This window comes from Gluconobacter sp. DsW_058 (assembly GCF_002153615.1).
Taxonomy (GTDB): domain Bacteria; phylum Pseudomonadota; class Alphaproteobacteria; order Acetobacterales; family Acetobacteraceae; genus Gluconobacter; species Gluconobacter cerinus.
The window spans coordinates 17,179-43,532 of the sequence record NZ_JOPH01000034.1 but is presented as its reverse complement, the minus strand read 5'-3'; the positions used below and the strand labels follow the sequence as shown (position 1 = coordinate 43,532).

22 protein-coding genes are annotated in these 26,354 nt (G+C 54.8%); 15 read left to right on the top strand and 7 right to left on the bottom strand.

Annotated features, from left to right (window positions below):
• The 4 genes from HK24_RS06870 to HK24_RS06855 all read right to left on the bottom strand — a co-directional run bounded on the left by HK24_RS06870 (position 1) and on the right by HK24_RS06855 (position 4,303).
• Positions 1-2,130 carry a M3 family metallopeptidase gene (locus tag HK24_RS06870; RefSeq protein ID WP_086633846.1) on the bottom strand — a complete coding sequence of 710 codons (2,130 nt, stop codon included), beginning with the start codon at positions 2,128-2,130 and terminating at the stop codon, positions 1-3.
• Between the two features lie 74 nt (positions 2,131-2,204).
• Positions 2,205-2,762 carry a thioredoxin gene (locus tag HK24_RS06865; RefSeq protein ID WP_086633845.1) on the bottom strand — a complete coding sequence of 186 codons (558 nt, stop codon included), beginning with the start codon at positions 2,760-2,762 and terminating at the stop codon, positions 2,205-2,207.
• Positions 2,763-2,778: 16 nt separating this feature from the next.
• On the bottom strand, positions 2,779-3,201 hold the full coding sequence (gene arfB, locus HK24_RS06860; protein ID WP_086633844.1) for an alternative ribosome rescue aminoacyl-tRNA hydrolase ArfB: 423 nt from the start codon (positions 3,199-3,201) through the stop codon (positions 2,779-2,781).
• Positions 3,202-3,244: 43 nt separating this feature from the next.
• On the bottom strand, positions 3,245-4,303 hold the full coding sequence (locus HK24_RS06855; RefSeq protein ID WP_086633843.1) for an AraC family transcriptional regulator: 1,059 nt from the start codon (positions 4,301-4,303) through the stop codon (positions 3,245-3,247).
• 182 nt (positions 4,304-4,485) lie between these two features.
• Here HK24_RS06855 and HK24_RS06850 point away from each other — a divergent pair, with 182 nt between their 5' ends.
• From HK24_RS06850 to HK24_RS06825, 6 genes are all read left to right on the top strand, one after another.
• Positions 4,486-5,868, top strand: a complete 1,383-nt coding sequence (locus HK24_RS06850; RefSeq protein WP_086633842.1) for an ethanolamine ammonia-lyase subunit EutB — start codon at positions 4,486-4,488, stop codon at positions 5,866-5,868.
• Positions 5,869-5,870: 2 nt separating this feature from the next.
• A complete protein-coding gene (eutC, locus tag HK24_RS06845) occupies positions 5,871-6,668 on the top strand; it encodes an ethanolamine ammonia-lyase subunit EutC (RefSeq protein WP_086633841.1) in 798 nt (265 codons plus the stop codon).
• Positions 6,665-8,029, top strand: a complete 1,365-nt coding sequence (gene eat / locus HK24_RS06840; RefSeq protein ID WP_086633840.1) for an ethanolamine permease — start codon at positions 6,665-6,667, stop codon at positions 8,027-8,029. Before eutC ends, eat begins: the two co-directional genes overlap by 4 nt.
• A gap of 67 nt (positions 8,030-8,096) precedes the next feature.
• Positions 8,097-9,524, top strand: coding sequence for an outer membrane beta-barrel protein (locus HK24_RS06835; protein ID WP_249194839.1), 1,428 nt, complete (start codon positions 8,097-8,099; stop codon positions 9,522-9,524).
• A 108-nt stretch (positions 9,525-9,632) separates the two neighbouring features.
• Positions 9,633-10,397, top strand: a complete 765-nt coding sequence (locus HK24_RS06830; RefSeq protein WP_086633838.1) for a DeoR/GlpR family DNA-binding transcription regulator — start codon at positions 9,633-9,635, stop codon at positions 10,395-10,397.
• Complete coding sequence (locus tag HK24_RS06825) at positions 10,390-11,607, top strand: Bcr/CflA family efflux MFS transporter (protein WP_086633837.1); 1,218 nt, start codon at positions 10,390-10,392, stop codon at positions 11,605-11,607. Before HK24_RS06830 ends, HK24_RS06825 begins: the two co-directional genes overlap by 8 nt.
• A gap of 16 nt (positions 11,608-11,623) precedes the next feature.
• Here the strand turns inward: HK24_RS06825 and HK24_RS06820 are convergent, their stop codons facing one another.
• Together HK24_RS06820 and HK24_RS13845 are read right to left on the bottom strand one after the other, a co-directional pair.
• On the bottom strand, positions 11,624-13,219 hold the full coding sequence (locus HK24_RS06820; protein WP_086633836.1) for an alkaline phosphatase: 1,596 nt from the start codon (positions 13,217-13,219) through the stop codon (positions 11,624-11,626).
• 98 nt (positions 13,220-13,317) lie between these two features.
• Positions 13,318-13,485, bottom strand: a complete 168-nt coding sequence (locus tag HK24_RS13845) for a hypothetical protein (protein ID WP_233126164.1) — start codon at positions 13,483-13,485, stop codon at positions 13,318-13,320.
• Here HK24_RS13845 and HK24_RS06815 point away from each other — a divergent pair.
• The 3 genes from HK24_RS06815 to HK24_RS06805 all read left to right on the top strand — a co-directional run bounded on the left by HK24_RS06815 (position 13,429) and on the right by HK24_RS06805 (position 17,610).
• The gene (locus tag HK24_RS06815) at positions 13,429-13,881 is read left to right on the top strand and encodes a sigma-70 family RNA polymerase sigma factor (RefSeq protein WP_346343973.1); all 453 of its coding nucleotides are present in this window, start codon (positions 13,429-13,431) and stop codon (positions 13,879-13,881) included. The genes HK24_RS13845 and HK24_RS06815 overlap by 57 nt on opposite strands.
• Positions 13,881-14,819: a DUF4880 domain-containing protein gene (locus HK24_RS06810; RefSeq protein ID WP_086633835.1), complete on the top strand. Its 939-nt coding sequence runs from the start codon at positions 13,881-13,883 to the stop codon at positions 14,817-14,819. The genes HK24_RS06815 and HK24_RS06810 overlap by 1 nt, the downstream gene beginning before the upstream one ends.
• Before the next feature lie 100 nt (positions 14,820-14,919).
• Entirely contained in the window at positions 14,920-17,610 is a 2,691-nt protein-coding gene (locus HK24_RS06805) for a TonB-dependent receptor (protein ID WP_086633834.1), read from the top strand.
• Between the two features lie 41 nt (positions 17,611-17,651).
• Here the strand turns inward: HK24_RS06805 and HK24_RS06800 are convergent, their stop codons facing one another.
• Positions 17,652-20,009 carry a TonB-dependent receptor gene (locus HK24_RS06800; protein WP_086633833.1) on the bottom strand — a complete coding sequence of 786 codons (2,358 nt, stop codon included), beginning with the start codon at positions 20,007-20,009 and terminating at the stop codon, positions 17,652-17,654.
• A 153-nt stretch (positions 20,010-20,162) separates the two neighbouring features.
• Here HK24_RS06800 and HK24_RS06795 point away from each other — a divergent pair, with 153 nt between their 5' ends.
• From HK24_RS06795 to HK24_RS06770, 6 genes are read left to right on the top strand one after another with little or no spacing between them, the layout of a single operon-like run.
• Entirely contained in the window at positions 20,163-21,491 is a 1,329-nt protein-coding gene (locus HK24_RS06795) for an LLM class flavin-dependent oxidoreductase (protein ID WP_086633832.1), read from the top strand.
• On the top strand, positions 21,488-22,966 hold the full coding sequence (locus HK24_RS06790) for an ABC transporter substrate-binding protein (RefSeq protein ID WP_086633831.1): 1,479 nt from the start codon (positions 21,488-21,490) through the stop codon (positions 22,964-22,966). The genes HK24_RS06795 and HK24_RS06790 overlap by 4 nt, the downstream gene beginning before the upstream one ends.
• Positions 22,963-23,913 (top strand): ABC transporter permease, encoded by a 951-nt coding sequence (locus tag HK24_RS06785; protein WP_233126158.1) that lies wholly within the window; start codon positions 22,963-22,965, stop codon positions 23,911-23,913. The genes HK24_RS06790 and HK24_RS06785 overlap by 4 nt, the downstream gene beginning before the upstream one ends.
• Complete coding sequence (locus HK24_RS06780) at positions 23,910-24,743, top strand: ABC transporter permease (protein ID WP_086633830.1); 834 nt, start codon at positions 23,910-23,912, stop codon at positions 24,741-24,743. The genes HK24_RS06785 and HK24_RS06780 overlap by 4 nt, the downstream gene beginning before the upstream one ends.
• Positions 24,740-25,573, top strand: coding sequence for an ABC transporter ATP-binding protein (locus tag HK24_RS06775; protein WP_086633829.1), 834 nt, complete (start codon positions 24,740-24,742; stop codon positions 25,571-25,573). Before HK24_RS06780 ends, HK24_RS06775 begins: the two co-directional genes overlap by 4 nt.
• Positions 25,570-26,346: an ATP-binding cassette domain-containing protein gene (locus tag HK24_RS06770; protein WP_086633828.1), complete on the top strand. Its 777-nt coding sequence runs from the start codon at positions 25,570-25,572 to the stop codon at positions 26,344-26,346. The genes HK24_RS06775 and HK24_RS06770 overlap by 4 nt, the downstream gene beginning before the upstream one ends.
• Positions 26,347-26,354: the final 8 nt, after the last annotated feature.

The window sequence follows — 26,354 nt, the reverse complement described above, 5'->3', positions numbered from 1 at the left end:
TTACTTCTGGCTATCAGCCGTCAGGCCACGATGCGCCAGCATCGGCTCAATGTCCGGGTCTTTCCCGTAAAATGCACTGAACATCGGGCCGTAATCCATCGTGTGCCCTTTGGACAGGATCATGTCGCGGAAACGCTGACCATTCTCACGCGTCAAGCCACCATGCTGCGTGAACCAGGCAAAGGCATCCTGATCCAGCATTTCGGTCCACAGATACGCATAGTATCCGGCCGAATAGCCATTGGACCAGATATGCAGAAAGTAGCTCGAACGGTAACGCGGTGGCACGTTGGCCACATCCAGTCCCATGCTGTTCAGGGCATCAGCTTCAAACTTGTCCACATCCTGACGTGGTGCTGACGCCGGGAGGGCATGCCATTTCATGTCCAGTTCTGCTGCAGCGACGATCTCACCCAGGGCGTAGCCCTGATTGAAACGGGCAGCCTTCTTGATCTTGGCGACCAGTTCCTGCGGCATCGGAGCGCCAGTCTTGTAGTGCCGAGCGTAATGGGAAAGGACCTTCGGATCGAGGGCCCAGTTCTCGTTGAACTGAGACGGGAACTCAACGAAATCCCGTGCGACACTGGTCCCTGAAATCGAAGGATATGTCTGGCTGGCAAACAATCCATGCAAGGCATGCCCAAACTCATGGAACATGGTCGTCACGTCATCAGACGTGATGAGTTGCGGCTGACCCGGCGCGGCCTTTGTGAAATTGGCTACGTTGTAGATGACCGGCTTTGTGCCCAGCAGCGTGGACTGACCAACGAAGTTGGACATCCATGCGCCGCCGGATTTGGTATCACGCTTGAAGTAATCGAAATACATCAGGCCAAGCTGTGAACCATCCTTATCAAAAACCTCAAATACCATGACATCAGGGTTATAAACCGGGATGTCAGTGCGCTGTTTGAAGGTCACCCCGTAAAGCTGGTTGGCAGCAAAGAAAACACCGTCTGTCAGAACGGTCTTCAGTTCGAAATATGGCTTCACTTCATCCTGGTTGAGGGCGTACTTCTCATGACGCACCTGCTCCGCATAACGGCTCCAGTCCCAGGGCTTCAGGGTGAAGTTCTCACCATCCCGATGGATGGCATCCTGCAACACACCAGCTTCCCGCTTCTGTTCAGCTGCAACCGCAGGAACAAGCTGCTTCATGAAATTTTCGGCAGCTTCCGGCGTCTTGGCCATCTGATCATACAGCGTGTAGGCTGCAAAGCTCGGGTAACCGAACAGGGCTGCCTTCTGCGCCCGAAGCTGGGCGAGTTCTGCGATTGTGGACCGCGTATCGTTCTTGTCGCTCTTCTCCGCACGGTTCCAGCTCTGATCGAACAAGGCCTGACGCGTTTCACGCTTGCTCAGGTTTTCCAGCGCTGGCTGCTGCGTTGTGTTCTGGAGCGGCAGAACCCACTTACCGGAAAGCTGGCGACTTTCAGCATCTTTCTGCGCGGAGGCGATCGTCCCGTCATCCAGTCCTGCAAGCGCCTCCTTGCTATCAACGACGAGAGCCCCATTTTTTGCAGCGGCAATCAGTTTCTGCTGATAGGCAGATTCAAGATTAGCAAGTTTCGTGTTGATGGCCCGCAGCTTGACCTTGTCCGCTTTGGAGAGCTGGGCGCCCGCATGGACGAACTGCTGGTAATAAACATCCAGAAGCTGCGCCTGCTCGGCATTCAGATTCAGGCTTGCGCGAGCATCATAGAGTGCCTTTACGCGCGCAAACAGGCGCTCATTCAGATAGACTTCATCTTCATGCTGAGACAGACGCGGCGCTTCACGGCTTTCAACCTTGTCCAGTTCGGCATCACTGTTGGCTTGATAAACACCAAAGAACGTCTCCTGCACACGATCCAGCAGACGACCAGACTTCTCCATGGCAACAATCGTGTTCTCGAATGTCGGAGCGGCCTTGTTGTTGGCAATCGCTGTGATCTCGCGCAGATGATCTGCCATACCGCGCTCAAAAGCGGGCGCGTAATCACTGTCCTTGATCAGGTCAAAGCGGGGAGCCTGATAGGGGAGCGTGCTGGCGCTGAAGAACGGATTTTCTGCGGCAGCATGTGCTTCAGTGCCAACGAGCGCGGCAAACGAGAGTGCGAAAGCCGCTCTGGTCCAGAGGTTGGAAGTCATTGAAAAGTCCTGACTGCTAAACGTTATGGCGACTGTATTGAAGAAGCCGCATAACGTCCAATCTCTCTGTCTCGTCAGTCCTTTACGGGAAACAGCTTGGCTCCCCACTCGTCCACACTGTCGCCACTACTGAAGGCTGGATCAATCAGACCATCCACCATGAAGGTTGGCGAGACATGAATGCCATTCTGGCGACCGTAACAAGCATGCCATTTGACTGCTGCCGTCACCTCTGGGCGAACAAAGGCCTCAGCAAGCGGGACACCGCTATAAACCTCAATGCGCTGTAGAATGTCTGCCGGTGTAGCGTCCATATTCGGTCCACGGCAGTGATCGGTAAATTCGAACTCTTCCCGATGATCTGCGACAGCCATCATGACGGCTAAGGCAGCATCCCGGCCTTCGTCCAGCGAAGACGCAGCCAGAATGGCCCGTACAATGACGCCGGAGAACATATGCCACGGTTGGGACTGGAGCCGCACGCGAACCGTCAGACGGTCTTGCCCCGCAAGTTGGAGGAGATCTGGTATTTTGCGTAGGGTCTTGACGGAAAATGGGCAGGTCGGTTCCAGAAAGACTTCAAGAACCTTGGGTCCTGCGCCCCATTCCAGGGCAGAAAGCTGGAACGTCATGTGTCTGTTCTCCCTCTCAATCATCAAGCCGGATGCGACGATTGCGTTTGATCCCGGCCCTATGGGCTTTGCCATCCAGTCGGCGCTGCCGCGCTCCTTTTCCGGGGCGTGTCGGCACCCGGTAGGCCTGTCGATGCGCAGCTTCACGGATCATTTCTGCCAAACGCTCGATAACGTCTTCCCGATTGCGTAACTGCGTCCGAAAACGCCGCCCGGTCAAAACGATCTCTCCATCCCGGGTCGCACGACTTCCCGCAATTTCTAAAAGACGGGTTTGTATCCGCTCTGAAAGAACAGCAGAACCGGAGACATCGAAACGCAATTGGGCGGCAGTTGCAACCTTGTTGACGTTCTGTCCACCTGGGCCAGACGCCAGAATATAGGTAACTTTCAGGTCCTCTTCCCGCAGGGACAGGCCGGGCATGACTTCAACACTCATTCCTCTTCCATACCACACGGATGGATGAACGTGCGACAGTCAGTTAGCTCGCTGAGACGATGTTCTGCTGTCTCCAGACCCGCGGAGAGACCCCGAACCATCGTCTGAACGCACGGCTGAAAGCACTGGTTTCAGTATATCCAAGGAGAGACGCAATCTCACTGACATCTTTGTTCGGCTCTGCCAGATATCGCAACGCATCGATCTGACGTGTCTCATCCAGGAGCCCGGAATAAGAAAGGCCAAGTTGGGCAAGTCTGCGTTGAAGAGTCCAGGGCGAAAGGGACAGTTTTTCCGCCACGTCAGAGAATTCAGAGCCGCCCTGCCGCATCGACTTGCGAACCTGAACCATAACCTGCTCTTTGAGGCTCTGCCTTGAATGAGGCACCGTGTGGCCTGCCCCTCGCGCCAACGTCACAAGTGAAGATTTCATCACCTGTAGCAAAGCGGCATCGGCGTCTGGCATGGGCTTTTTCAGCCCCTCTTTCCGGAACACCAAAGCATTCATCCCGGCAGAAAAGCGTATATCGGCCTGAAACGCTTCTCGATGTTCAGAAGCCTGCTCCGGTTGCTCGTGAGCAAAAAGAACGGCCTGCGGGCACCAGTCCGCACCAAGACCAGCCCTTAAAATATTGGCAAACATGCCCATCGTCAGCTCGGCATCATGACGTTTGTCCTGAATGGCCGTGTCCGCGATCATATATTCAAGCCGGACATGATCATCCGTTTCAACAAACCGTGTGATGGTCTGGGCCTGATGGTACCCGAAATAAGTCGCCAGATTCTGCGCCGCCTGCCCCACTGTTTCTGAACAAAGCGCGATGTAACCAATCAGCCCGAGTTGCCTCGGTCTGAACTGTTGCCCGAAATGCAGACCGATGTTTCCGTCGTGCGTATCTGTTTCGGCTTCGGAAAACAGACGGCAGTACGCGCCTAGGTTCAATGCATCTGTCGGCATGGCGAATTGATGCGTTGAAAGACCAGACCGCCCAGCGATCCGGTCCATGTCTCCGCCTTGCTCCGTAAGGAATTTTTCCACACCGGCAGCGGCGGCCGCCAGGACATAGACATCTGATCCGGAAGACTTGGGAAAGGATGACATGGTGTCTTCCTGTTGCTGCTCACTTGACACGAGTGTTGGGCGCATTGTCGTCAAATGTCAAAACGTTGTTGTTTCGGGTCAAGTCAAACTCGGTCCGAAAGAGATATAATTGCGATAACGGACAAAACCTTGATTCTCCCAAATGCGACTTTCGGGATGAGCAAAGGCAGAGGACTCTGGCCATGGCTTACAGATGCACCCTGCGAGGGGAACAGTACACTTTTGATGATCTGAAAACGCTGCTTGCCAAAGCGTCTCCTGCCCGCTCTGGTGATGAACTCGCGGGCCTGTCTGCCTCTTCCGATGCTCAACGCGTGGCTGCCCGTTACGCTCTCGCAGATCTTCCCCTCGAGACATTTCTGAAATCAGAACTCATCCCTTACGAAACGGATGACGTGACGCGCCTGATTCTGGATACACATGACCGGAACGCCTTCTCCCCCCTCTCATCGTTGACTGTTGCTGGCTTCCGGGACTGGCTGCTGTCCGAAGATGCCACGACAGAAGCACTGGCAGTCGCAGCTCCAGGCATCACACCGGAAATGGCGGCTGCTGTCAGTAAGATCATGAGAAATCAGGATCTTATGACAGTGTCGCGCAAGATCCGCGTCCTCACAAAATTTCGCAATACCATCGGCCTCGAAGGTTGTCTGTCCACACGACTGCAACCCAACCATCCTACAGATGATCTGAGGGGTATTGCCGCTTCTACGCTTGATGGTCTTTTGCGCGGCATGGGCGATGCCGTCATTGGCATCAACCCGGCGACAGACAGCGTCTCCAATGGCCTTGCCTTGCTGGAGATGCTGGACCATGCCCGCCAGCGCTATGACATTCCCACACAGACATGCGTTCTGACGCACGTCACCAACACGCTCGAAATCATGAATCGTGGCGGCGCGGTTGATCTCGTGTTTCAGTCCATCGCAGGCACCCAAAAAGCCAATGAAGGTTTCGGAGTCAGCCTCTCAATTCTGAAGGAAGCCCATGAGGCCGCCCGAGCGCTGAACCGCGGTACGATTGGCAACAATGTCATGTATTTCGAGACGGGTCAGGGCGCTGCACTGTCCGCCGATGCCCATCACGGCGTTGATCAGCAGACTGTAGAAGCCCGCGCCTATGCTGTGGCTCGCGCCTATGACCCCCTTCTCGTCAATACTGTCGTCGGATTCATCGGGCCGGAGTATCTGTATGATGGAAAGCAGATCATCCGTGCCGCGCTGGAGGATCATTTCTGCGCGAAGTTGCTGGGCGTCCCGATGGGGTGTGACGCCTGCTATACCAATCATGCCGAAGCGGATCAGGATGACATGGACAACCTGATGGTGTTGCTGGGAGCCGCTGGGATCACCTTTCTGATCGGGGTGCCAGGAGCTGATGACATCATGCTCAATTACCAGAGCCTGTCGTTCCACGACCTTCTAAGCCTTCGGAAGCTTCTGGGCCTCAAGCCCGCTCCGGAATTTGCAGGCTGGCTGGAAAAAATGGGCCTCTATGACCCGCATACGGAGCGCATGCTGGATATTCCACCCGGCCAGACCCTTCTTGGTGAAATGGCGCGCTGACCATGACGGATGATCGCAACGCGCCCTCTATTCCACCGCACACAGCAGACCTCTGGCAGGATTTGCGGCGTCTAACCCGCGCTCGGATCGGCCTAGGGCGCGCAGGAAACGCATTGAAAACCGAGGATGTACTCGATTTTCAAACCTCTCACGCCCAGGCCCGCGACGCGGTCCACACACCTTTGGACGTTTCAGCCCTGACAGCGACTTTAGGGTCTGAGCCCTATCTGATCGTTCATAGCCGCGCATCAGACCGTTCCACTTATCTGCGTCGCCCCGATCTTGGCCGCCGGCTGGCCCCAGAAACGCTCGACACTCTCACAAAAGGTGACTGGGACGTAGTATTCGTCGCGGGCGATGGTCTGTCGTCTTTTGCCACCCAGCAAAACGCCATCCCGCTCTTTCGGGCCATGAAGAGCCGCCTTCCGGATTGGAAAGTCGCCCCGCTGATTATTGCGACACAGGCGCGCGTCGCTCTGGGGGATGACATTGCCGTCACTCTCGGAGCGAGAATGGTTGTGATGATGATTGGCGAGCGACCCGGTCTCAGCGTCGCGGATAGTCTGGGCGTGTACCTGACATATGCGCCTTTTGTGGGCTGCCCGGACTCAGCACGGAATTGCCTCTCCAACATTCATGCTCATGGCATGACCATCCCAGCCGCTGCGACAAAGCTGGCCTGGCTCATGCATGAAGCCCGCCATCTGAAACTCACTGGCGTCGGCCTCAAAGACGCGGCTCCTGATGCCCCTCTGATTGAAAACACCACTCCCACCCTGGAAAAGGACAATGACCAATGAGCACTGCTCCGACGCATCTCAACAAGTCCCTTAGTGCGTTTCATCTCTGGGGAATTGCAGTTGGTCTCGTCATTTCGGGTGAATATTTTGGATGGAGCTACGGCTGGGCAACAGCGGGGACGTTAGGCTTTCTGATTGCCACAGTCTTTGTCGCGCTCGTTTATACCAGTTTCATTTTCAGCTTCACGGAACTGACATGTGCCATCCCGCAGGCAGGCGGCCCGTTTGCTTACAGCCAGCGTGCGCTTGGCCGCTGGGGTGGTTTGATTGCGGGTCTGGCTACACTGGTTGAATTCATTTTCGCACCACCAGCCATCGCGCTTGCCATCGGAGCCTATCTGAACGTTCAGTTTCCTCATCTGAACCCAAAGGTGGCAGCACTGGGCGCCTATATCGTCTTCATGGCGCTCAATATCGTGGGGGTCCATATTGCCGCCACGTTCGAACTGTTCATTACAATCGCCGCAATCATTGAGCTGCTGGTATTCATGGGCGTCGTTGCTCCCGCTTTTTCATGGGACAATTTCCTGCACGACGGATGGGGCGTTGCACCTCATTTCGGACTGGAGGCCATGGGTGGCATCTTCGCGGCCATTCCTTTTGCCATCTGGTTCTTCCTGGCGATCGAAGGCGTCGCCATGGCGGCGGAAGAAGCCAGCAATCCTCGCCGATCCATCCCCATCGCCTATGTTGCAGGTGTTCTAACGCTGGTCGCACTGGCTTTCGGCGTCATGGTATTTGCTGGAGGTGCGGGAGATTGGCATGCTTTGGCCAACCTGAATGATCCCCTGCCTCAGGCGATGAAGCATGTTGTCGGCGCACATAGTGGCTGGTTGCATATGCTGGTCTGGCTGGGTCTGTTTGGACTTGTCGCGTCTCTGCACGGGATCATCATGGGGTATGCGCGCCAGATTTTTGCAATGGCGCGAGCAGGATTTCTGCCCGCTATTCTCGGCAAGGTGCATCCACGCTTCCACACACCCTACACCGCGACCATTGCCGGTGGCGTTATTGGTATTGCTGCCATTTTCTCAGATGACGTCATTTCGATCCACGGTCAGTCTTTGACGGCAACGCTTGTCACCATGGCCGTCTTCGGGTCCCTGACGATGTACATTCTCAGCATGGTAAGCCTGTTTCGGCTACGCCAGACGGAACCCGCCCTGCCGCGCAGTTACCGTGCACCGCTCTACCCCGTTCTTCCGGGTATCGCCTTGGCAGGCGCAGTGATCCTTCTGGTCGCTGTCACATATTACAACCCAGAAGTCTGCCTGATTTACGTGGCCTTCATGACGATACTGAGCCTCTTCTTCATGCGGAAATACCAGAACGGGCAGAAGCAGGCAGCGTCAGAAATCTGATCCGTTTTTCCTCACGACCCTTCCGAAACCTTCAGGAACGGAATTTCGCGTGTCAAAAAAACACGTCATGGCAGTCTTTTGTCTGCTGGCCGGAACCGCCCTGCCGTCTTTCGCCTATGCGCAGGCGGCAGCCTCTTCAAACACGACTATCACGCCAAACGGCACGCCCAACCCCAATCACCCTACACCACCGCCAACAGCATCCCATGCGAACGATGCCGGAGACCCTGATCTTCCGGCGTTGAAAGCCGGAAATCTTTTCTCTCCCAAAGCAGGACGTCCCCTTACCTATTGGGATGGCTTGGTCGGACATCTCACGGTCGAAGCTGGTATTAGCGGGAACCCGTGGACGAGATCTGGACGCAATTTCGGGCAGTTTTATCTGGATCGTGCGAATACCGTGACCCTTAACCAGATCATGGGTTCTCTCTCCCATCCCGTCACCTCCATCGGAAGCGGTTACGGGATCGGGTTTGTCGTAGAGATGATGTACGGATCTGACTCACGTTTCGACCCGACGATCGGAATGGGCGACGGCACGATTAGCGGCTTGTACCAGTGGGCACCCACACAGGCCCATATCGACATCCATACGCCATGGATTTTCCATCACGGCATCGATTTCCAGGCAGGTCAAATGTACGGCCTGATGGGCGCTGAAGGCACACCAGCCCTCGCCCGTCCGTTCTATTCTTTCAACTACGCTGCCGACTATATCGTTCCCTTCGAGACGGTAGGCGTCGTGGCCACGATGCATTTAAGCCATCACATGGACTGGATCCTTGGCATCGATGCAGGCAATTCTACAACCTTCGGAGGCGCAGGAAACAACAGTAGACCCAAAGGCTACTTCGGCTTTGCCTGGAATAACCTGATGGGCGGCAAGCTAAATGTCCATGCCATTGGCCATTTCGGCCCGCAGGCAAATAATGGCCGCACGATCGTTTCACCCGCCGGATGGAACAGTGCAGGCATCGGGCGGTCCGCCAACGATCTCATGCAGTATAATGCGGACCTTCTCGCCACCTATCACGTGACAGATGCCCTGTCCGTCATGGCAGAAGCTCTCTATCTGCACGACGATGCGTCGCGCGACGATGCTTATGGCGTTTCTTCATATCTGTCGTGGGACATCCAGCCATCCCTCACACTCAACGTCCGAGGTGAAATCTTCCGAGACAACACTGGCGGCATCATCAACCAGTATTCCAGCGACATGTCCTACACAAACTCGCTGAGAAACCGCCCGTTCGAGTATTATAACGCCCTGCCGACCACATACGGAGACCTGACAGTTGGGGTGGCATATCGGCCCAGCTTCATCAATCGACATCTGGGTCCAGCCAGCCTGACCGTCCGACCTGAAATCCGTCTGGACAAATCCCTGAATGGAACACACCCCTTCAATCAATCCGGCACAGTCTCTTCCAGAACGGTGAATAACGGGACGAACAACATGCTGTGGTTCAATCTGGATGCTGTCCTGAGTTTCTGATCTGCCACACCTTCCCTTTCAAAACAGAGGGACATGCAAAACTTCTTGACAGGTTATGCGCGTTTATGACGGTTTGCGCGTGTTTTAACCCGTTTCGGAGAAAGTCCCATTCTAAAGGACGAACGTCTCAGCCACATTCGGGCCCGTCTGCGAAGCCACGGCCGTGTTGTCGCGGCTGATCTAGCTACTGAATGGAACGTCCCGGTCGATATGATCCGGCGCGATTTGCGTGAGCTCTCTGAAGCAGGAGAATGTCGTCGCGTTTATGGCGGTGCACTACGGCTACAGCCCAATGCGTCTCATATCCGGGCGAGAATGGGCGAAAAAATTCCGCTGAAGAACGCCCTCGCACGTCAGGCCGCAACGCTTTTCAAGCCACGGCAGGTTGTCTTCATCGACACAGGCTCAACCAATATTGCGCTGGCTGGATCGCTTCCCCGCGATACGCCTTTGACTGTGGTCACATCCAGTCCCGCGGTTGCTGTTGCCCTGAGCGACGCAGACCAGATTGAAACCATTATGATTGGCGGGCGTCTGGAAGGAACAACGGGTGGCGTGACAGGTTCAGTCGCCGTCCAGGCTCTTCAGCATTACCGTTTTGATCTCTGCTCTTTGGGCGTCTGGGCCATTTCCGCCGAAGGACCAAGTGTCTGGGATCATGAGGAAGCCGCCTTCAAACGTGAGGTTCTGAGCCGGAGCGAAAGCGTGGTGATCATGGCTGAGGCAAGCAAGATCGGGTCCGGGGGGCGCTTCCCCGTTGCCCCTCTTGAAACTGTCCAGACCCTGATCGTTACCGATGATGCCCCAACAGACGAACTCACCCGCATGACTGCCTCTGGCGTCACCATTATCAAGGTTCCAGTCCATGACTGATCCCACTACCGAGACATCACGTCCCGCCCAACGGGATCTTATCCTCATCCTCGGACTGCTGACCTGTCTCGGTCCGCTTAACATCGACATGTACCTGCCGGGTTTCCCCAGTATCGGGCATGATTTCCACGCTGGAGAGACCGCGGTTCAGTTCAGCCTGACCAGCACCCTGATCGGGCTGGCTCTGGGACAGCTCATGGTGGGACCGTTCAGCGATTCACGCGGCCGGAAAGGGCCGTTGCTGGCAGCGATGGCGCTTTTTGCGCTGTCATCCCTGTTCTGCGCCATTTCATCCAGCATCACAGCGTTCATCGTTGCCCGCTTTCTTCAAGGCCTCACAGCATCAGCCGGACTGGTTCTGTCCCGGGCGGTGGTGCGAGACGTGTTTAATGGGCCGGAACTTGCCCGCTTCTTTTCCCGACTCATGATCATCAATGCTGTCGCCCCTATGGTGGCACCAATGATGGGTGGAGCCATTCTGGCGCTGCCATCAGCAACATGGCGCACCATGTTCTGGTTCCTGACAGGCTTTGGCGTCGTGGCGCTAGGTCTGGTTGGCGGCCGTCTGAATGAAACTCTTGAATTACACCGCCGCCTTCCCAACTCAGCACGCTCGACACTAGAGACATTCCATAGTCTGCTGACGGACCGGGAATTCATTGGGCATGCGTTGACTGTGGGGCTGATCCATGGCGGCAGCTTTGCCTATGTGGCCGGCACGCCCTTCGTCTATCAAGACATCTACGGCGTCTCGCCCCAGACATTCAGTCTTCTGTTTGGAATTAATGGTCTGGCACTCGTCGGTGGGAGCTGGCTGATTGGCCGTGCAGGTAGCATGGCGCGCACCAATACAATGCTTCGGGCATCCGTGATCTGTATCACCACCGCAGCCGCACTGATCACGCTTATCGCGACACTGGAAGGACCGCTCTTCCTGTTGGTGGCAGCCATCTTCCTTTACATGACGTGCATCGGCATGATTTTGACGGCTACATTTGTTCTCGCCATTGCCAAGCAGGGCCACCGTGCAGGAAGTGCGAGTGCCATCCTCGGCTCTCTCAACCTTCTGGTCGGCGGCGTTGCTGCTCCGCTCGTCGGGCTGAGCAAAACCAGTGCCTTACCGATGGGACTGGTTCTGTTCTTTACGTCTCTCGCAGGCTTGCTGACCTGCTTTCGCATGACCTCAAACCATCAGGACGAAACGCCCTGATGGTCGACATATCCGCTCAGGCCTTTTGAAGGCCTGGGTTGCCACGCTCAACTGCAAAACTGGCGTAGGTTGAGAGCTGTCCGTCGTGATTGCTCACCTGATCCAGAGTTTTAAGGTCTGCTCGCCAGACATCCCGGCCAACATCACACAACACATAGCCACGCTTGTCTGTCGTTGCCTTAAGATGCGGGTTTTCACGCCGAACCGACTGGCTATGGGCGTCATTATCTCCAACGCCATCACCGCCTGACGAAATGGACGTCGCCAGAAATTCCACGGAGACCGGCTTCTGCTTGGCAGGATCAATCACAAGATTGCCCGCATAATGCCGATGTGCGTCGCCCGTCACGTTGACCACGTTTCCAGGGCAGTGCTCTCCGATGAACTGAAGCAGTCGGTTACGGCTATGCATATAACCGGACCACTGATCCATGCTGTAAAGCAGTTCCGAATGGGCTGACTTACGGTGAGCAAGATCCATAACCATCACCTGATGCGCCAGCAGGTTCCACCGCGTGTCAGACTGTCCCAGCCCGTTGAAAAGCCAGGCCTCCTGCTGTTGTCCCATCATTGTGCGTTCGGGTGACCAGACATCCGTTCCCTGCGGAACGTCTTTATCACCATAAGCCTGATCGCTCCGGTACTGACGGGTATCCAGCACGAACGTATTCATCAGATCACCAAAGCGGAAGCTTCGGTACATCTGCATGTGACTGCCATCCGGAAGAGAGCTGATACGAAGGGGCATATGTTCGTAATAGGCCTGCATGGCGGATGCCCGACGCAGACGGAAAATATCCGCCGGAGTACCGTCCTGATCGGTATCCCCTGCCCAGTTATTATCAACTTCATGATCATCAAAGCTTACCAGCCAGGGCGCGGCGGCATGAGCAGCCTGTAGATCCGGGTCAATTTTGTACTGTGCGTAACGACGGCGATATTCGTCTAGGGAATAGATTTCTGGCCCGATATGCCGACGGACCGCCGTAAATGGCTTTCCATAAACAGTGTGTACGCCTGCCCCAATATCGGGGCCTTCGTAAATATAGTCTCCGTAATGGAAAACAAAATCGACGTTCTCGTTCGCGATAGCTCGCCAGCCACTGTAATATCCAAATTCGTAGTGCTGACACCCTGCGGCAGCGAACCTTACACGCTGCACGCTTGCACCGGGCAACGGCAAAGTACGGGCGCGACCCATCGGGCTCTCATGTCCGGCAATATGGAAACGATACCAGTAAGGCCGATCTGGTTGGAGCCCATCAACTTCAACATGAACGGAATGAGCGAGTTCTGGGTGAGCAATGGTCTGCCCTGACCGCAGGCGTGTTGAAAAATGCTCATCCTCGCTGATTTCCCAGTCCACCAGAACAGGCTTCAGGCGCTTCATTCCTCCCGCTTCTTCCAGCGGGTGCGGCGCAAGGCGTGTCCATATTACGAAACCGTCTGGTGCTGGATCTCCAGACGCGACACCCAACTGAAAGGGCGATGCATCAAACTCAGGAGTCTTGTCCAGATTATGCGGGGCGGCAGCAGACAACTGCTTCAGGCGGTAGGAAAACAGGAGCCCGGCTCCCAGACCTGTCAGTACCCGTCGGCGGTTTAAAAGCATGATGGAAAATCTTTCGCTGAAATCGAGCGGTCGCACTCTTTCCAAGACAGCGAATGAGAGCGTTTGCCCATGCCCTTCAGCCTCTTTTCATGAAACTGTCACAGACCCACCCCGCCAAAATCCGTAATGGAGCGCTTCAGGCAGTCCATCTTTAAAACAGGATGATAGAAGCTTTGGCGGAAAACTGGTTTCCCTGTCAGCAGGAATGGCTGCGCCTTTGCCGCCGCATCAAAAGCCTGACGCATCGCGACGATGCGGAAGATCATCTGCAGACGGCACTGGCGAATTATTATGAACGCGCCAAAGACGACGTGACGCATCCGGAGGCATACATCACCAGAAGTGCGCTCAACCTGCATCTCAATGATTTGAAAAAAGCCTCATCACGCATGCAATCTTTCAGCGATGATCGGGATATTACATTAGAAATAGAAGACCCTGGGCCATCCCAGGAAGACGTTTATGCGTCAGGCCAAAGAATGGATCGCTTCCACGAGGGTTGCAGGCAACTTCCCGAAAAGACAAGGCAGGCCTTTCTTCTCAATCGTGTTGAAAAAATGAAGTATCGGGAGATTGCTTTAACGCTGGGAATGAGCGAAAGCAGCGTGGAAAAGCATATTGCAAAAGCCCTTGTCTTCCTTTCTTCCTGGATGGACCATTAATGCCTTCCGAAAAGCAGCTCGCAGTTCGGGAACAGGCCGCCCTCTGGATTGCGCGCCTGCACGCTGATGATTGTAACGACACGGACCGTGCCCGCTTTGTACAGTGGATGCGTGAGGACACCTGTAACGCCAATACTTTTGAACTCCTGACGGATTACTGGGAGCTTGGCGGCGGGGTTCCAACACAAAGCATTCCTGCAACGCCCGCGAAACGCTCAGATACGCATGGTTTTTCGTTAGGGCGTAGAAGTGCACTGGCCCTTGCCTCAGCTGCGCTCATCGCACTTGTGCCGACGAACAAGACTGCCCGGGCGTCCCGTGTTCTGCAGGCATCGACTGGGCATACTCTTCGCATTGCATTGCCTGATTACGGCACATGCCTCCTGGATTCAGGAAGCCGGATGACGCTGTCTGAAGATGGGCACCGCGCGCGACTGGAGCACGGACAAGTGCTGCTTTCCCCTGAAAGCCCATCAGATTTTCACCTCTCAGTTCGAAACGTTACAGTTCGACTCTCAAGACAGACCTCAGCGAATGTCCGCATGGAACAGAACTGCACAGACATCACGGCGCTTCGGGGCAGGATATTGCTCCGAAGCGGAACAACTGCCGCGCGTGATATCTGGATCCGAACGGGGCAGCGCTTTCGCATTGCCCAGAATGGTGCGGTGAGCATCGATTATCCCAACATCGAAGCGCTTCTTTCCTGGCAAACCGGACGTCTGATTTTTCGCAATACGCCTCTGCAGGAGGCTGTTTCAGAAATCCGACGGTATAGCCAACGTCAGATCATCCTGGCGTCGCCCACTGTTTCAAATATGCGGTTAAGCGGGGTTTATTTTGTGTCGCAGGGAGAGATGTTTTTGCGGATGCTTCCGCGCCTTCTTCCCTTGACCCTTCAGGAACAGGGAAACGTTTTCATCTTTCGTGCTTTATGACGGTTTCATGAAAACCGTTGAACAATGCTGAGGTTTTTCAGTTTTCATTTGTCTTCCTGTTGAGGCCGCCTTCTGCGATCACCAACAGGATAGAGAATACATGGCCGTCAACGTCCGGTGCCCCCTTCGCGCAGTTCTGCTTCTGACTGTAGGGACGACCATTCTGACCCATTCTGCTCTGGCTACACCGTCAGCCACAGCGAATATTCACATTAACCGTCAGCCAATGGCACAGGCACTGGAATCCCTGAGCCAACAGACCGGACAGAGCGTCATTTTCTCCCCTGAACTGGTGGACCACCTTGAGGCTCCGTCCGTTAATGGCGACCTGTCAGCTGACGCAGCCGTAACGCGGTTGCTCAATGGGAGCGGCCTGGTTGCCGAGGTTGCTCCAGGTGGCGGCATGGTCATTCGACGTGGTGCCGCTACAAAACGCCTCCCAAAGCACATACGCGCATCGCGGATCCGGGATGAGCGCGACATTGAGCAGATTGTTGCAACAGGCCATCGGACGCGGTCTGTGCTGAGCATCGGCGGCGACCAGATGCAGGAAATGATGCCGGGTCAGAACCCGATGCAGGCGCTGGATCTCTTGCCGGGCGTGACATTCACCAATGTTGATCCGTGGGGCAACAACGAGCAGAACTCAAGCATTTACGTTCACGGTTTCTCCAACAGCCAGTTGGGCTATACACTTGATGGTGTGCCGCTCGGAGCAGGCGCTTATGGCAATTATAATGGCCTCTCCCCCTGGCGCGCCGCCATCAGCGAAAATATCGGCCAAACGTCCCTGTCCTCTGGGGCGGGCGCACTCGGAACAGCGTCCACCAGTAACCTGGGCGGAACAATTGAGTTCAATACGCGGGACCCGAAAGCAAAAGCTGGCGCAACAATCCGGCAGACTTTCGGCAGCTATTCCACGTTTCGCACCTACGCCCGTCTAGACACTGGTAATTTTGGAAACGGAAACGCGGCCTACGTCTCTTTCTCACGGCAGGATGCCAGACCCTGGAATCTTGGTGAAGGGAACAATCAGGGTGGCTATCAGGTAAACGGCAAATTTGTTCACAAAGGTGAAAAAACCACCATCACGGCGTATTTTGACTGGCAGGACAAAGCAGAGCCCAACACACAAGGACTAACGGCGCCGACAGACCTCTATGCTCGCGGTGCGTTTTTTCCTGATTTGAACGCTGCCATGGCCAACTACCCTGCCATGACCTCCAAATCCGCAGCCCCGGGAACGCCCAATAATAAATACTATTATTCAGCAGCGCAGCGAACCGATTACCTCAGCTATCTGAAAATCTCGCACAAATTTTCCCCAAATCTGACGTGGGATAACCAGCTTTACTTTCACTATGACGATGGCGCAGGTGTGGTCGCAACGTCCATTCGCACCAACGCTATCCTGACAATCCTTGGTAGCTACCTGGACCCGACTGGATCCAAATACATCAAGAATGGCCAGTTCACGTATAGCAACGCTGGAATTGATCCGAAGGTCTGGAATGCAACCGGCGGAACGGGTCTTGCTGTTCGTACGACCGAGTATGAAGACTATCGCGGAGGCCTGACCAGCACCCTGCATTACCATCTGGGCCATCATAATATTGAGGTTGGCGGATGGTACGAACGCAACAACAACACGCAGGGGCGTCTTTGGTATCCGCTCACTGCAACGGACACGCTGACGCCGTATAAGCGCGCGACCAATCCTCTTTTTACTCAGTGGATGAATGCGTTTTACACGAACACGTTTGTCACACACCTGCAGGATAGCTGGCGCGTAACACCCCATCTGACCCTGACAGCAGGCTTCAAGTCCGAGATGGTTTATACCAACGGTACGTTGCCTGTCGCTGCTTTGCCGCAGTCTCTGGCATCATCTGTTAAAGGTGCAAAAACGATTGTTGATACCAGCACCCACACAGTGGCTGGTGGAACGATCCCGTCTTACAAACCCTTTCTTCCTGCTTTTGGTGCCTTGTGGAGCTTCACGCCCCATGAGCAGTTATTCGCCAACATTCAGGAAAACATGAATTCGTTTGCCCAGACTGGATATGGCAGCACGTCACCTTGGGCCGTGACCAGCCAGGAAGCATTTGAAGACTTCAAGAAAACAGGAAAACCAGAAACGTCCTGGACCTATGAAACAGGCATTCGAACCAATCGGCCACTGTTTCTTGGCCCACTCACGGGGATCAGCGGTCAGCTTGAATATTACCATGTCGATTTCTTCAATCGTCTTGGCTCGATCAAGCCGCCTAATCAGGGCATTTCCGGCGTTGGTGGCACTGTAGCCAACCTGGGCAGCGTTTCGACAAATGGTATGGATCTATCCTTCACACTCCGGTTCGGGCAGCACTTCTCGATTTATGATGCCGTTTCCTATGTCAGCAGCATTTACGGCAGCGATTTCATGGACGGCACCACGCTTTACGCGACAAAAGGCGAGAAAATCCCGGCTATTCCTGTCTGGTCTGACAAGTTCGCCATCAACTACAATCAGTCAGGCTTCAACGCTCAGCTCTTCGGAACCTATATGGGCGTTCGTCCCGGTACAATCACGAATACCGTCATGGTGCCACCAAGGTTCCAGCTTGGTTTCAGCTCCGGTTATACGTTCAAGCATATTCCACACATGCAAAGCCTCAAGCTCCAGTTCAACGTCAGCAACCTGACGAACACGCGCTCCTGGTCCACCATCACCGCGGGAGATGGCTCAACATATGTGGGTTATCCTACACCTCCACGCATGTTCTTTGGCACGGTGGCGGCATCGTTCTGAAAAACGTCAGAGGGATGACAAAAACGCCATCCCTCGCTTTTTCAGAAGTCTGCGCGAACGCGGACTTCCCAGGTTGCTGGTCGGCCAGCAACTGCAATGTTGTCTCCACCCACAAAATAGCCGCGCGTCACGTCATAATGCTTGTCGGTGATGTTGCGACCAATACCCTCGATTTTCCAATGGCCCTTATGAGGCGCAAACGAAATATACCCGCCCCATAACGTATAGCCCGGAATAGTATTGGCTGAATTCAGAGCCGTACTCGTGGTGCGCAGGCTGTAATCCACACCTGAAACGAGATCATATTTTCCAACGCGCCACGTATAATCGACGGAACCATTGGCCGTAAAATGAGGCACCTCAATCCCACGTCCAGACACATCCTGCGTGACACCAACCCAAACACCATTGACCTGCTTTGAGCTCGTGACAGCACTGAACTTGTCATAGGCACCTTCGACATAGGCCCCAGACTGCGCCACGTGCAGCCCCGGGATCGGGGACCATTCGACTTCATATTCGCCACCAAACATATGGGAGCGCGGCGCATTTACGAACAGACCAATAGCGGATCCGGTCGTTGGGCTATAGGCGATGGACTGAACCTGACGGTCGAAATAATCATAGTAAAAGAAGTCAGCATTTACCCGCAGGTTATACCTCGGCAGAATTAGCTTGTTTCCAACCTCGAAAGAATAAAGCTGCTCAGGCTTGAACGGATTGGTCATTTGCGTGACGTCAGACGAGTTGTACACCGTGAAGCCACCGGATTTCACACCTTTGCTGAAGGTGAAATACGTCATGTCATGGCTGAACGGATGATACTGAATGCTGAATTTCGCAGACGGCAACGTGTATGACTGCGACTGCTGGGCGACAGCGTTCTGCGGGTTCGTCACCACCCCGCCGACGAGGTAGTGAGCATAGACGTTATTAAGGGTGCGCTTCTCGTGTTCGACGCGAATGCCACCAACCAATTGCAGCTTTGGCGTAAGGTCATACGTCACCTGACCGAAGCCGCTGATTGTATTGACCGTCTGCGAATAACGAACGTCTCCATCCGTATTGTAAAGAGCCTCAAACCCCGACTGGTACCGGTCATTCAGCCACTGATGACCGTAGTAAATGCCTCCAATCCAGTGAAGCCGACCAGATGTATTGGATGAGAAACGCAGTTCATCGGCTACGACATTAGCCCGCGTATTGAACTTCACGTCTGCCAGAGACAATGAGGAATCATCGAAATTGTCGTATTCGTCACGCTGCATGTAATCGTAGCTGGCGAGGTTCGTGATCGTGAAATCACGGAGATGCTTCTCAACCCGCAGACTGCTGCCACCGGTATCGATATGGCTATATGGCTTTTGATCCGGCGTCAGACCAGTTTCTTTGGCAAACTGCTCCGAAGTCCCCCAGCGGGTATTATAACGACTGGTGGACGCGGGCATTGGATTGGTGGAACTGAGGCTGGTGATAGGCTCCCACGCATAGACGCCCGTCCCATCAGAACGATCCCGGCTACCGTGAAGGTTCCACTCCACCTTCCAGCTCTCTGACGGGGTATAATCCACCAACAGCCGAGCCGCGCCACGATTGACGTTCCCGAGATGGGCCTGAGCCTCAGGATTGTACTGCCATGCCCCGCCCTGCTGTGTTTCGCCAGACAGGCGAAACTTCAATTTGTCGTTGATTGGACCGGAAATATATCCGTCGATCTTGGCGCTGTCGAAACGGCCATACTGGGCACTCACGCCTCCCGCCAGCTTATCGGTCGGTTTGTTCGTGATATAGTTGATCGCACCGCCTGTCGTATTCCGACCATACAGCGTACCCTGCGGACCGCGCAGAACTTCCACGCGTTGCATATCAAACATCATTCCGTTGATGCCGAACGGGACCGGGTTCGCCACCTCATCGATATAGATACCCACAGTCGGGGAATTGTTGCTGGAGTAATTGCTAAAGCCGACGCCGCGGATCGTATAAGTGAACTGCCCACTGCCGTAGGACGGCTGGATCTGAAGCGATGGCGTAGCGTACTGGAGATCGAACACATTGTTGATGTTCCGATTTTCCAGCATCTTTGCGGAAACGACGCTGATTGACGTACCGATATTCTGTGGGCTGTCTGCCTTGCGCTCCGACGTCACCACAACGTTTTCCACGCGGGAGGCCTCAGATGCGTGAACTTTAGGCGCAGCCGATGCATGAGCAGCTTTTGCAGAGAGCGCGCTGCCCTTTCGGGACATAGCCTGAGCAGGCTTCTTCGTCTGGGCATTCTCTTCCGCAGCCGCAGCAACATTCCAGAGCGGCAGAAATGCAACGCTGGAAATCAGTGCAATACGCCCACGAACAAGGAGGGCATTCCTGCGGTACGGAGCAGTAAGTACGTCGTGCATCGGTTCCGCCTAATAACTAAGTTTTTTGGTTGTTAATTGAAACAACTATTTAATTGCGTTTAAGGGATAGAAAAACGATTCACAACAGGTTATGTTGTGGATGCAACAATTTTTTGTGTTTCTGACCGCGACATAAGCAAGAGATCAAGATCCATGGCTCCCCAGATGAAACTCGCCGCATTTCTTCTCCCGACCGGCCATCATGCGGCAGCCTGGCGCCACTCAGGATCTGCCCCTGACGCAGGAAGCAATTTCAAACGCCAGCTTGAACAGGCACGCCTCGCTGAACGGGGGCTGTTTGATGCCGTGTTTATCGCTGATTTTACAAGCTCCATTGACGAAGCGACAATCAATGGCTTCCGCAGGATGACATATGCGGCGTCTTTTGAACCTCTGACGCTCCTTTCCGCACTGGCTGCCACAACAGATAAGATCGGCCTGATTGGTACTGTCAGCACGACCTATTCGGTGCCTTATCACCTTGCCCGGCAGTTCCTCTCCCTTGACCAGATCAGCGGCGGACGCGCCGGATGGAACCTTGTCACGACAGCCAACGTCAAGGAGTCCATTCATTACGGACGTCCTAGCCATGTCCCTCATGCAGACCGTTACCGTCAGGCCCGCGAATTTGCACAGATTGTAGAGAATTTCTGGGATAGCTGGACCGACGATGCATTCCTGAGAGATACAGAAAGCGGAGCATTCTTCGCGCCTGAAGGTCGGCGCCCATTTGATTTCAAAGGCGAGTTTCTCTCTGCAGCGGGTCAGATCGATATTCCCCGCTCGCCGCAGGGTAGACCTGTTCTCGTGCAGGCGGGCTCTTCCGAGCCGGGGCGCCAACTGGCTGCGGAAACTGCCGAAATGGTCTTCACCGCCCAGCAAGACCTTGAGGAAGCAAAAGCTTTCCGCCTCGATCTCCACCGCCGCATGACAGAAATCGGGCGTGACCCTGCATCTCTGAAAGTTATGCCAGGCGTATATCCGCTTGTTGGTCGCACGCAGATGGAAGCGGAAGATCTAAAGGGTGAACTTGATGAACTTACTCACCCTGACGTCGGGCTGTTCCTATTAGGAGGCATGACGGGCACAGATCTACGTGGTTTGCCCCTTGATGCGCCCCTTCCAGAAGCTCCAGCCGACTTCAACGGAAACCGCAGCCGCCAGACACTGCTCGTAGAAATGGCTAAGAAGCGCAACATGACCCTGCGAGACCTGTATCTCGAAGTCAGCGGCGCGCGCGGGCACTGGTCCATCTATGGTGGTCCCAAGGAGATTGCAGATCAGCTTGAAGAGTGGTTTGTGGAAGGTGCGGCAGACGGGTTTAACGTCATGCCTCCCATTCTGCCGCAGAGCCTTGAAACGTTTGTGGATCATGTGGTGCCAGAACTTCAGAGACGCGGCCTGTTTCGCACTGCCTATGAAGGCTCCACCCTGCGCGAGCATCTTGGCCTCAAGCGCCCGGCTCCCGGCGAGACCCCATGAAGTCAACTTTTGCGCTTTTAACCATGGCAGGCCTGATTCTGGGCACGTCCGCACTGGCCCAGACGCGCGATACAATGAGCATTGGCGTCTCCATTGAGCCGCCTGGCCTGGACCCAACCCGCAGCCCAAGCGAGGCCATCGGCACAATCACATACAACAACGTCTATGAGGGCCTGACCCGACTGGACCGTGACGGGCACGTCCAGCCCCTGCTTGCACGGGCTTGGACTATCTCAGACGAGGGTCGCGTTTATCATTTTGCTTTGCAAGAAAACGTTCATTTCCATGATGGGACACTCCTAACCTGTGAAAATGTGCGGTTTTCCCTTTTGCGTGCAGGGGCGACGTCCAGCACAAACCCCGACCGTACATTCTTTACAAACATCGCGGATGTGAGCTGCCCCGACACCACCCACGCAGATATCACACTCAAAAAAGCCCATGGCAGCTTCACCTATGAACTTGCGTGGAATGATGCCTCCATCCTGTCACCCTCATCAGCTGACAAGAACGCCAGCCATCCCATAGGGACAGGACCGTTCCTTTTTCAAGCCTGGCAAAGAGGCGATCATGTCACCCTGTCCCGTAATCCCGATTATTGGGGAAAGACGCCAGAACTGAAGGCTGTCACATTCCGGTTCATGCCTGATCCGCTTGCTGCCAGCAATGCACTTCTGGCTGGAGAGCTGGATGCTTATCCCTCGTTCCCTGCCCCTGAAATTCTCGGCCGTTTTGCAGGAAACCCGAACCTCAAGGTCGTGCGTGGAACCTTTCCGTTCAAAGCCATTCTGGCACTGAACAACGCTCGCAGGCCATTCAATGACCTGCGCGTCCGTCAGGCTCTTGCCTACGCCATCGATCGAAAGGCCCTCATTCAGGCTGGGGCCGATGGAGACGGGACAGTCCTGCAATCTCATATGGCTCCCAATGACCCAGACTATGCTGCACTCCCCGATCGGTATCCATACAATCCGGAACGTGCACGGGAGCTTCTCAAAGAGGCTGGCATCAAACCGGGGACGCAGCTGACGCTCTCTTACCCGCCCATCACCTATGCTCGCGATACAAGCGAAATCGTTGCCGCTTATCTGGAGCAGGTTGGCCTGATCGTCACGTTGCAGCCGCTGGAATGGCCATCATGGCTGGGACGCGTTTTTGGGCAGGGCTCTTTTGACATGACAGTCATTGCCCATACAGAGCCGCATGACATCGGGATCTACGATCGGGATAACATCTACTTTCATTACAAAAATCCGCAGTTTCATGAGCTATTCGAACAGTATGAAGCCAGCGACAACGCGAAGGATCGGCATCGGCTCTCCATCGCACTGCAAGATCGTCTCGCGCAGGACGAGCCCAACGTCTTCCTGTATTCCCGCCCTCGGGACACAGTTCTGAACCGGCGTATCTCCGGCTTATGGATTAAGCAGCAGATCGCAGCCTGCCCTATGGCAGATGTGACGTGGCAACCATGATGACCAATCTTGCCTCTGCCATTTCAGGAAGACTGATGGTGCTCGCAGTCGCCAGTGTGATCGTGTTCGCTCTGTTGAACCTCCTTCCGGGAGATCCTGCCACAGTGATGCTTGGGCTGGATGCAAGCCCGGACAGCATTGCGGCTCTCCATCACCAGCTAGGCCTCGATGCTTCCCCCGCAACACGATATCTACGCTGGATTTCTGGCCTGCTGCATGGAGAGGCTGGAACGAGTTACGCCTATGATGTCCCCGTTCGTGGGCTGATCCTTGAGCGCTTCCAGAGCACCCTCCCTCTGATCCTTCTGGCGACGGGCCTCGCTCTTCTCATTGGGTTACCCACGGGAGCCATCGCGGCCACTCATCGTGGGAAAGGTCTTGATCTTGCCGTCATGGCAACGTTGCAGTTCCTCAAATCCATTCCGGATTTCTGGCTGGCCATGATGATGACGCTGCTGTTTTCCCTGACGCTGCACTGGTTTCCGGCAGGAGGATTTACCGGCTGGAACGCAGGATTTTTCACCGGACTGCGCGCTCTTTTCCTGCCCACAGTCGCCCTGGCCATCCCACAGGCAGCCATCACAGCACGCTTCATGCGCTCCTCTCTCATCGATGTTCTGAACCAGGACTTTATCCGGACAGCACGTGCTCAAGGCTACAGCCACAAGAGCGTTCTCTGGAAAGTCGCCATTCCAAACGCATTTATCCCAGTTTTGACACTGATCGGCATTCAGCTTCCCGTTCTGGTGACTGGGGCAATCATTGTCGAAAGCGTGTTCAATATTCCCGGTTGCGGAAAACTGCTTCTGGAGGCCGTGAACCAGCGTGACATTCCGGTCGTACAGAACCTTGTCATGCTGATTGTCGCGGGTGTTCTTCTGCTCAATCTGGCACTTTCCATCGTTGTGCGCTGGTTAGACCCGCGCCTTGCAGGAGAAAGTGCATGACCCGGCTTCGCACGAACAGGAGCCTGATTGCTGGAAGCGCCCTTCTTCTGACGTGCCTTATTCCAGCAACACTTACGTGGATCTGGCGGGGTGGCCGCTCTCCTCTGATTGATATCGCGCATCGTTACGCTCCGATTTCTTTCTCTCACCCACTGGGGACGGACCCGTTCGGACGTGACATTGCGAGTTATGTCCTGACAGGGGCTTTCAACAGCACGGTAATCGCTGTAATTGCGGTGACATTGGCAACAGTCATTGGGACAGCCTTGGGGCTCGTCGCTGCTTACGGCGGTTTGCGTGGCAAAGCCGTGATGAGCACAGCAGATCTGGGGCTGGCTTTTCCACCTATTCTGATCGCCGCCATGCTCGTCACAGCGCAAGGCGCCTCTGCCACTGGCGAAATTCTGGCTATTGCGCTTTTCGGCATCCCAGCTCAGATCCGAATTACCCGACAGGCTGCACACTCCATTCTTGTGCTCGATTACATTGCAGCCGCACGCATGGCCGGACTAAACTCAATCGATACGATCCTTCGCCATGTTCTTCCGAACATCGCGCCTATCCTGATCGTTCATGCATCGACGTCTTTAGCGTTGGCCATTCTCTCAGAAGCCGGCCTATCCTACTTGGGGCTTGGGGCACCGCCCCCTCAGCCGGATCTGGGACGAACGCTCGCGTCTTATCAAATCCATATTTTTGACCATCCCCTGCTTGTTGCAATTCCAGGTGTGACCGTGATGGTTCTGGTGCTCGGGTTTAATCTGCTTGGCGAAGGCCTGCGTGACCTTCTGGAGCGTCCTTTCAATCGACTGAAAGGACAGCCGTCATGACGAGCCTTCTGTCTGTTCAAAATTTGTCAGTCCATGCTGGCTCCACAGCTATTTTGCATCCTTTGTCCTTCACCATAAACGCTGGTGAAACCGTTGCTGTCACAGGAGAGTCTGGGTCGGGAAAATCCACGCTTGCCCGTACTCTTATGGGACTGCTCCCTGATGGCTTTGAAACGTCAGGTCAGGCTCTATTTGAAGACCACAACCTCATTTCTCTTCCGGAGCGCCAGTTTCGAAACCTGCGCGGTCAGAAGATTGCCATGGTTTTTCAGGAACCCATGACCGCGCTTAACCCAATCCGTCGGATTGGTCAGCAAATCGGGGATACGTTCCGACTGCACACCCCCATGACAGGTCGCGAAATCAAAGAGGCCGTTCATCAGCTTCTGGATCGTGTTGGCCTTAGTCGCGCAGGGGTTTCAGCAAACGACTACCCTCACACGCTGTCAGGCGGTCAGCGACAGCGTGTGCTCCTGGCTATCGCAATCGCGTGCAAACCAGCACTGTTGATTGCTGACGAGTTCACAACCGCTCTGGATAGCCAAACCCAAGCAGAGGTCATGGATCTAGTCCAGGATCTTGCTGCTGAAAATCAGATGGCCATTCTGATGATTTCCCATGATCTGGGTCTGATCCGCCATAAAGCCCGTCATGTTCTGGTTCTTCAACACGGGACACTCGTGGAAAGCGCAAGGACGGAAAGACTTTTTTCAGCACCTCAGCACCCATACACACGTGCTTTACTGAGTATGTCCCTGCACGGAGTGAACCATCCGCCGCTGACACGCCTGCCAGTGCCAGAAAATCTGGCGTCTGGGGTGGAGCCATGAGCCATCTTCTGGAAGCCAGACATATCCAGTACGATGTTGCAGGCCGGGGAACATCGCTGCTTCGCTCGCGGAAACCGAAGACCATTCTACAAGATGTCTCGCTTCACGTAGATAAGGGCGAAACACTGGGGCTCGTTGGGTCCTCAGGGAGCGGAAAATCTACGTTGGCTCGTATCCTCACGGGTTTAGTCGGTGCGAAAAGTGGTCAAATTTTCTTTGAAGAACAGGATATTACGTCCATCACCGGCGTTGCCCGACACCGTTTCAGACCCCACATCCAGATGATTTTCCAAGACCCCCAAGGAGCTCTGGACCCTCGGCAGACGGTTGGAAAAATCGTCGCAGAACCTCTTTATCAGACCGGTTTGAGTGCTGAAGAAAGGAACCGTCGTGTTCTTGACGTACTGGCGGACGTAGCTCTGCCGCAAGACGCCATCAGCCGCTATCCGAGGGAATTTTCCGGAGGCCAGAGACAGCGTATCGCAATTGCTCGCGCGCTTGTAACCCGCCCCGATGTTATCGTGGCCGACGAGGCTGTTTCGGCGCTGGACGTCTCCACTCAGGCCATCGTTCTGAACCTTTTGCTGGATCTGCAGGAGCGTCATGGGTTGTCATATATTTTTGTCAGCCATGACTTGGCTGTAATTCGGCACATTTCACATCGTATTGCTGTTTTAGATGGTGGGAGAATTGTCGAAACGGGGCCCACAGCGGACGTTTTGACACACCCCCAACACCCGACAACCCGTGCCCTCATTAACGCTAGCCTCTGAAATCACAC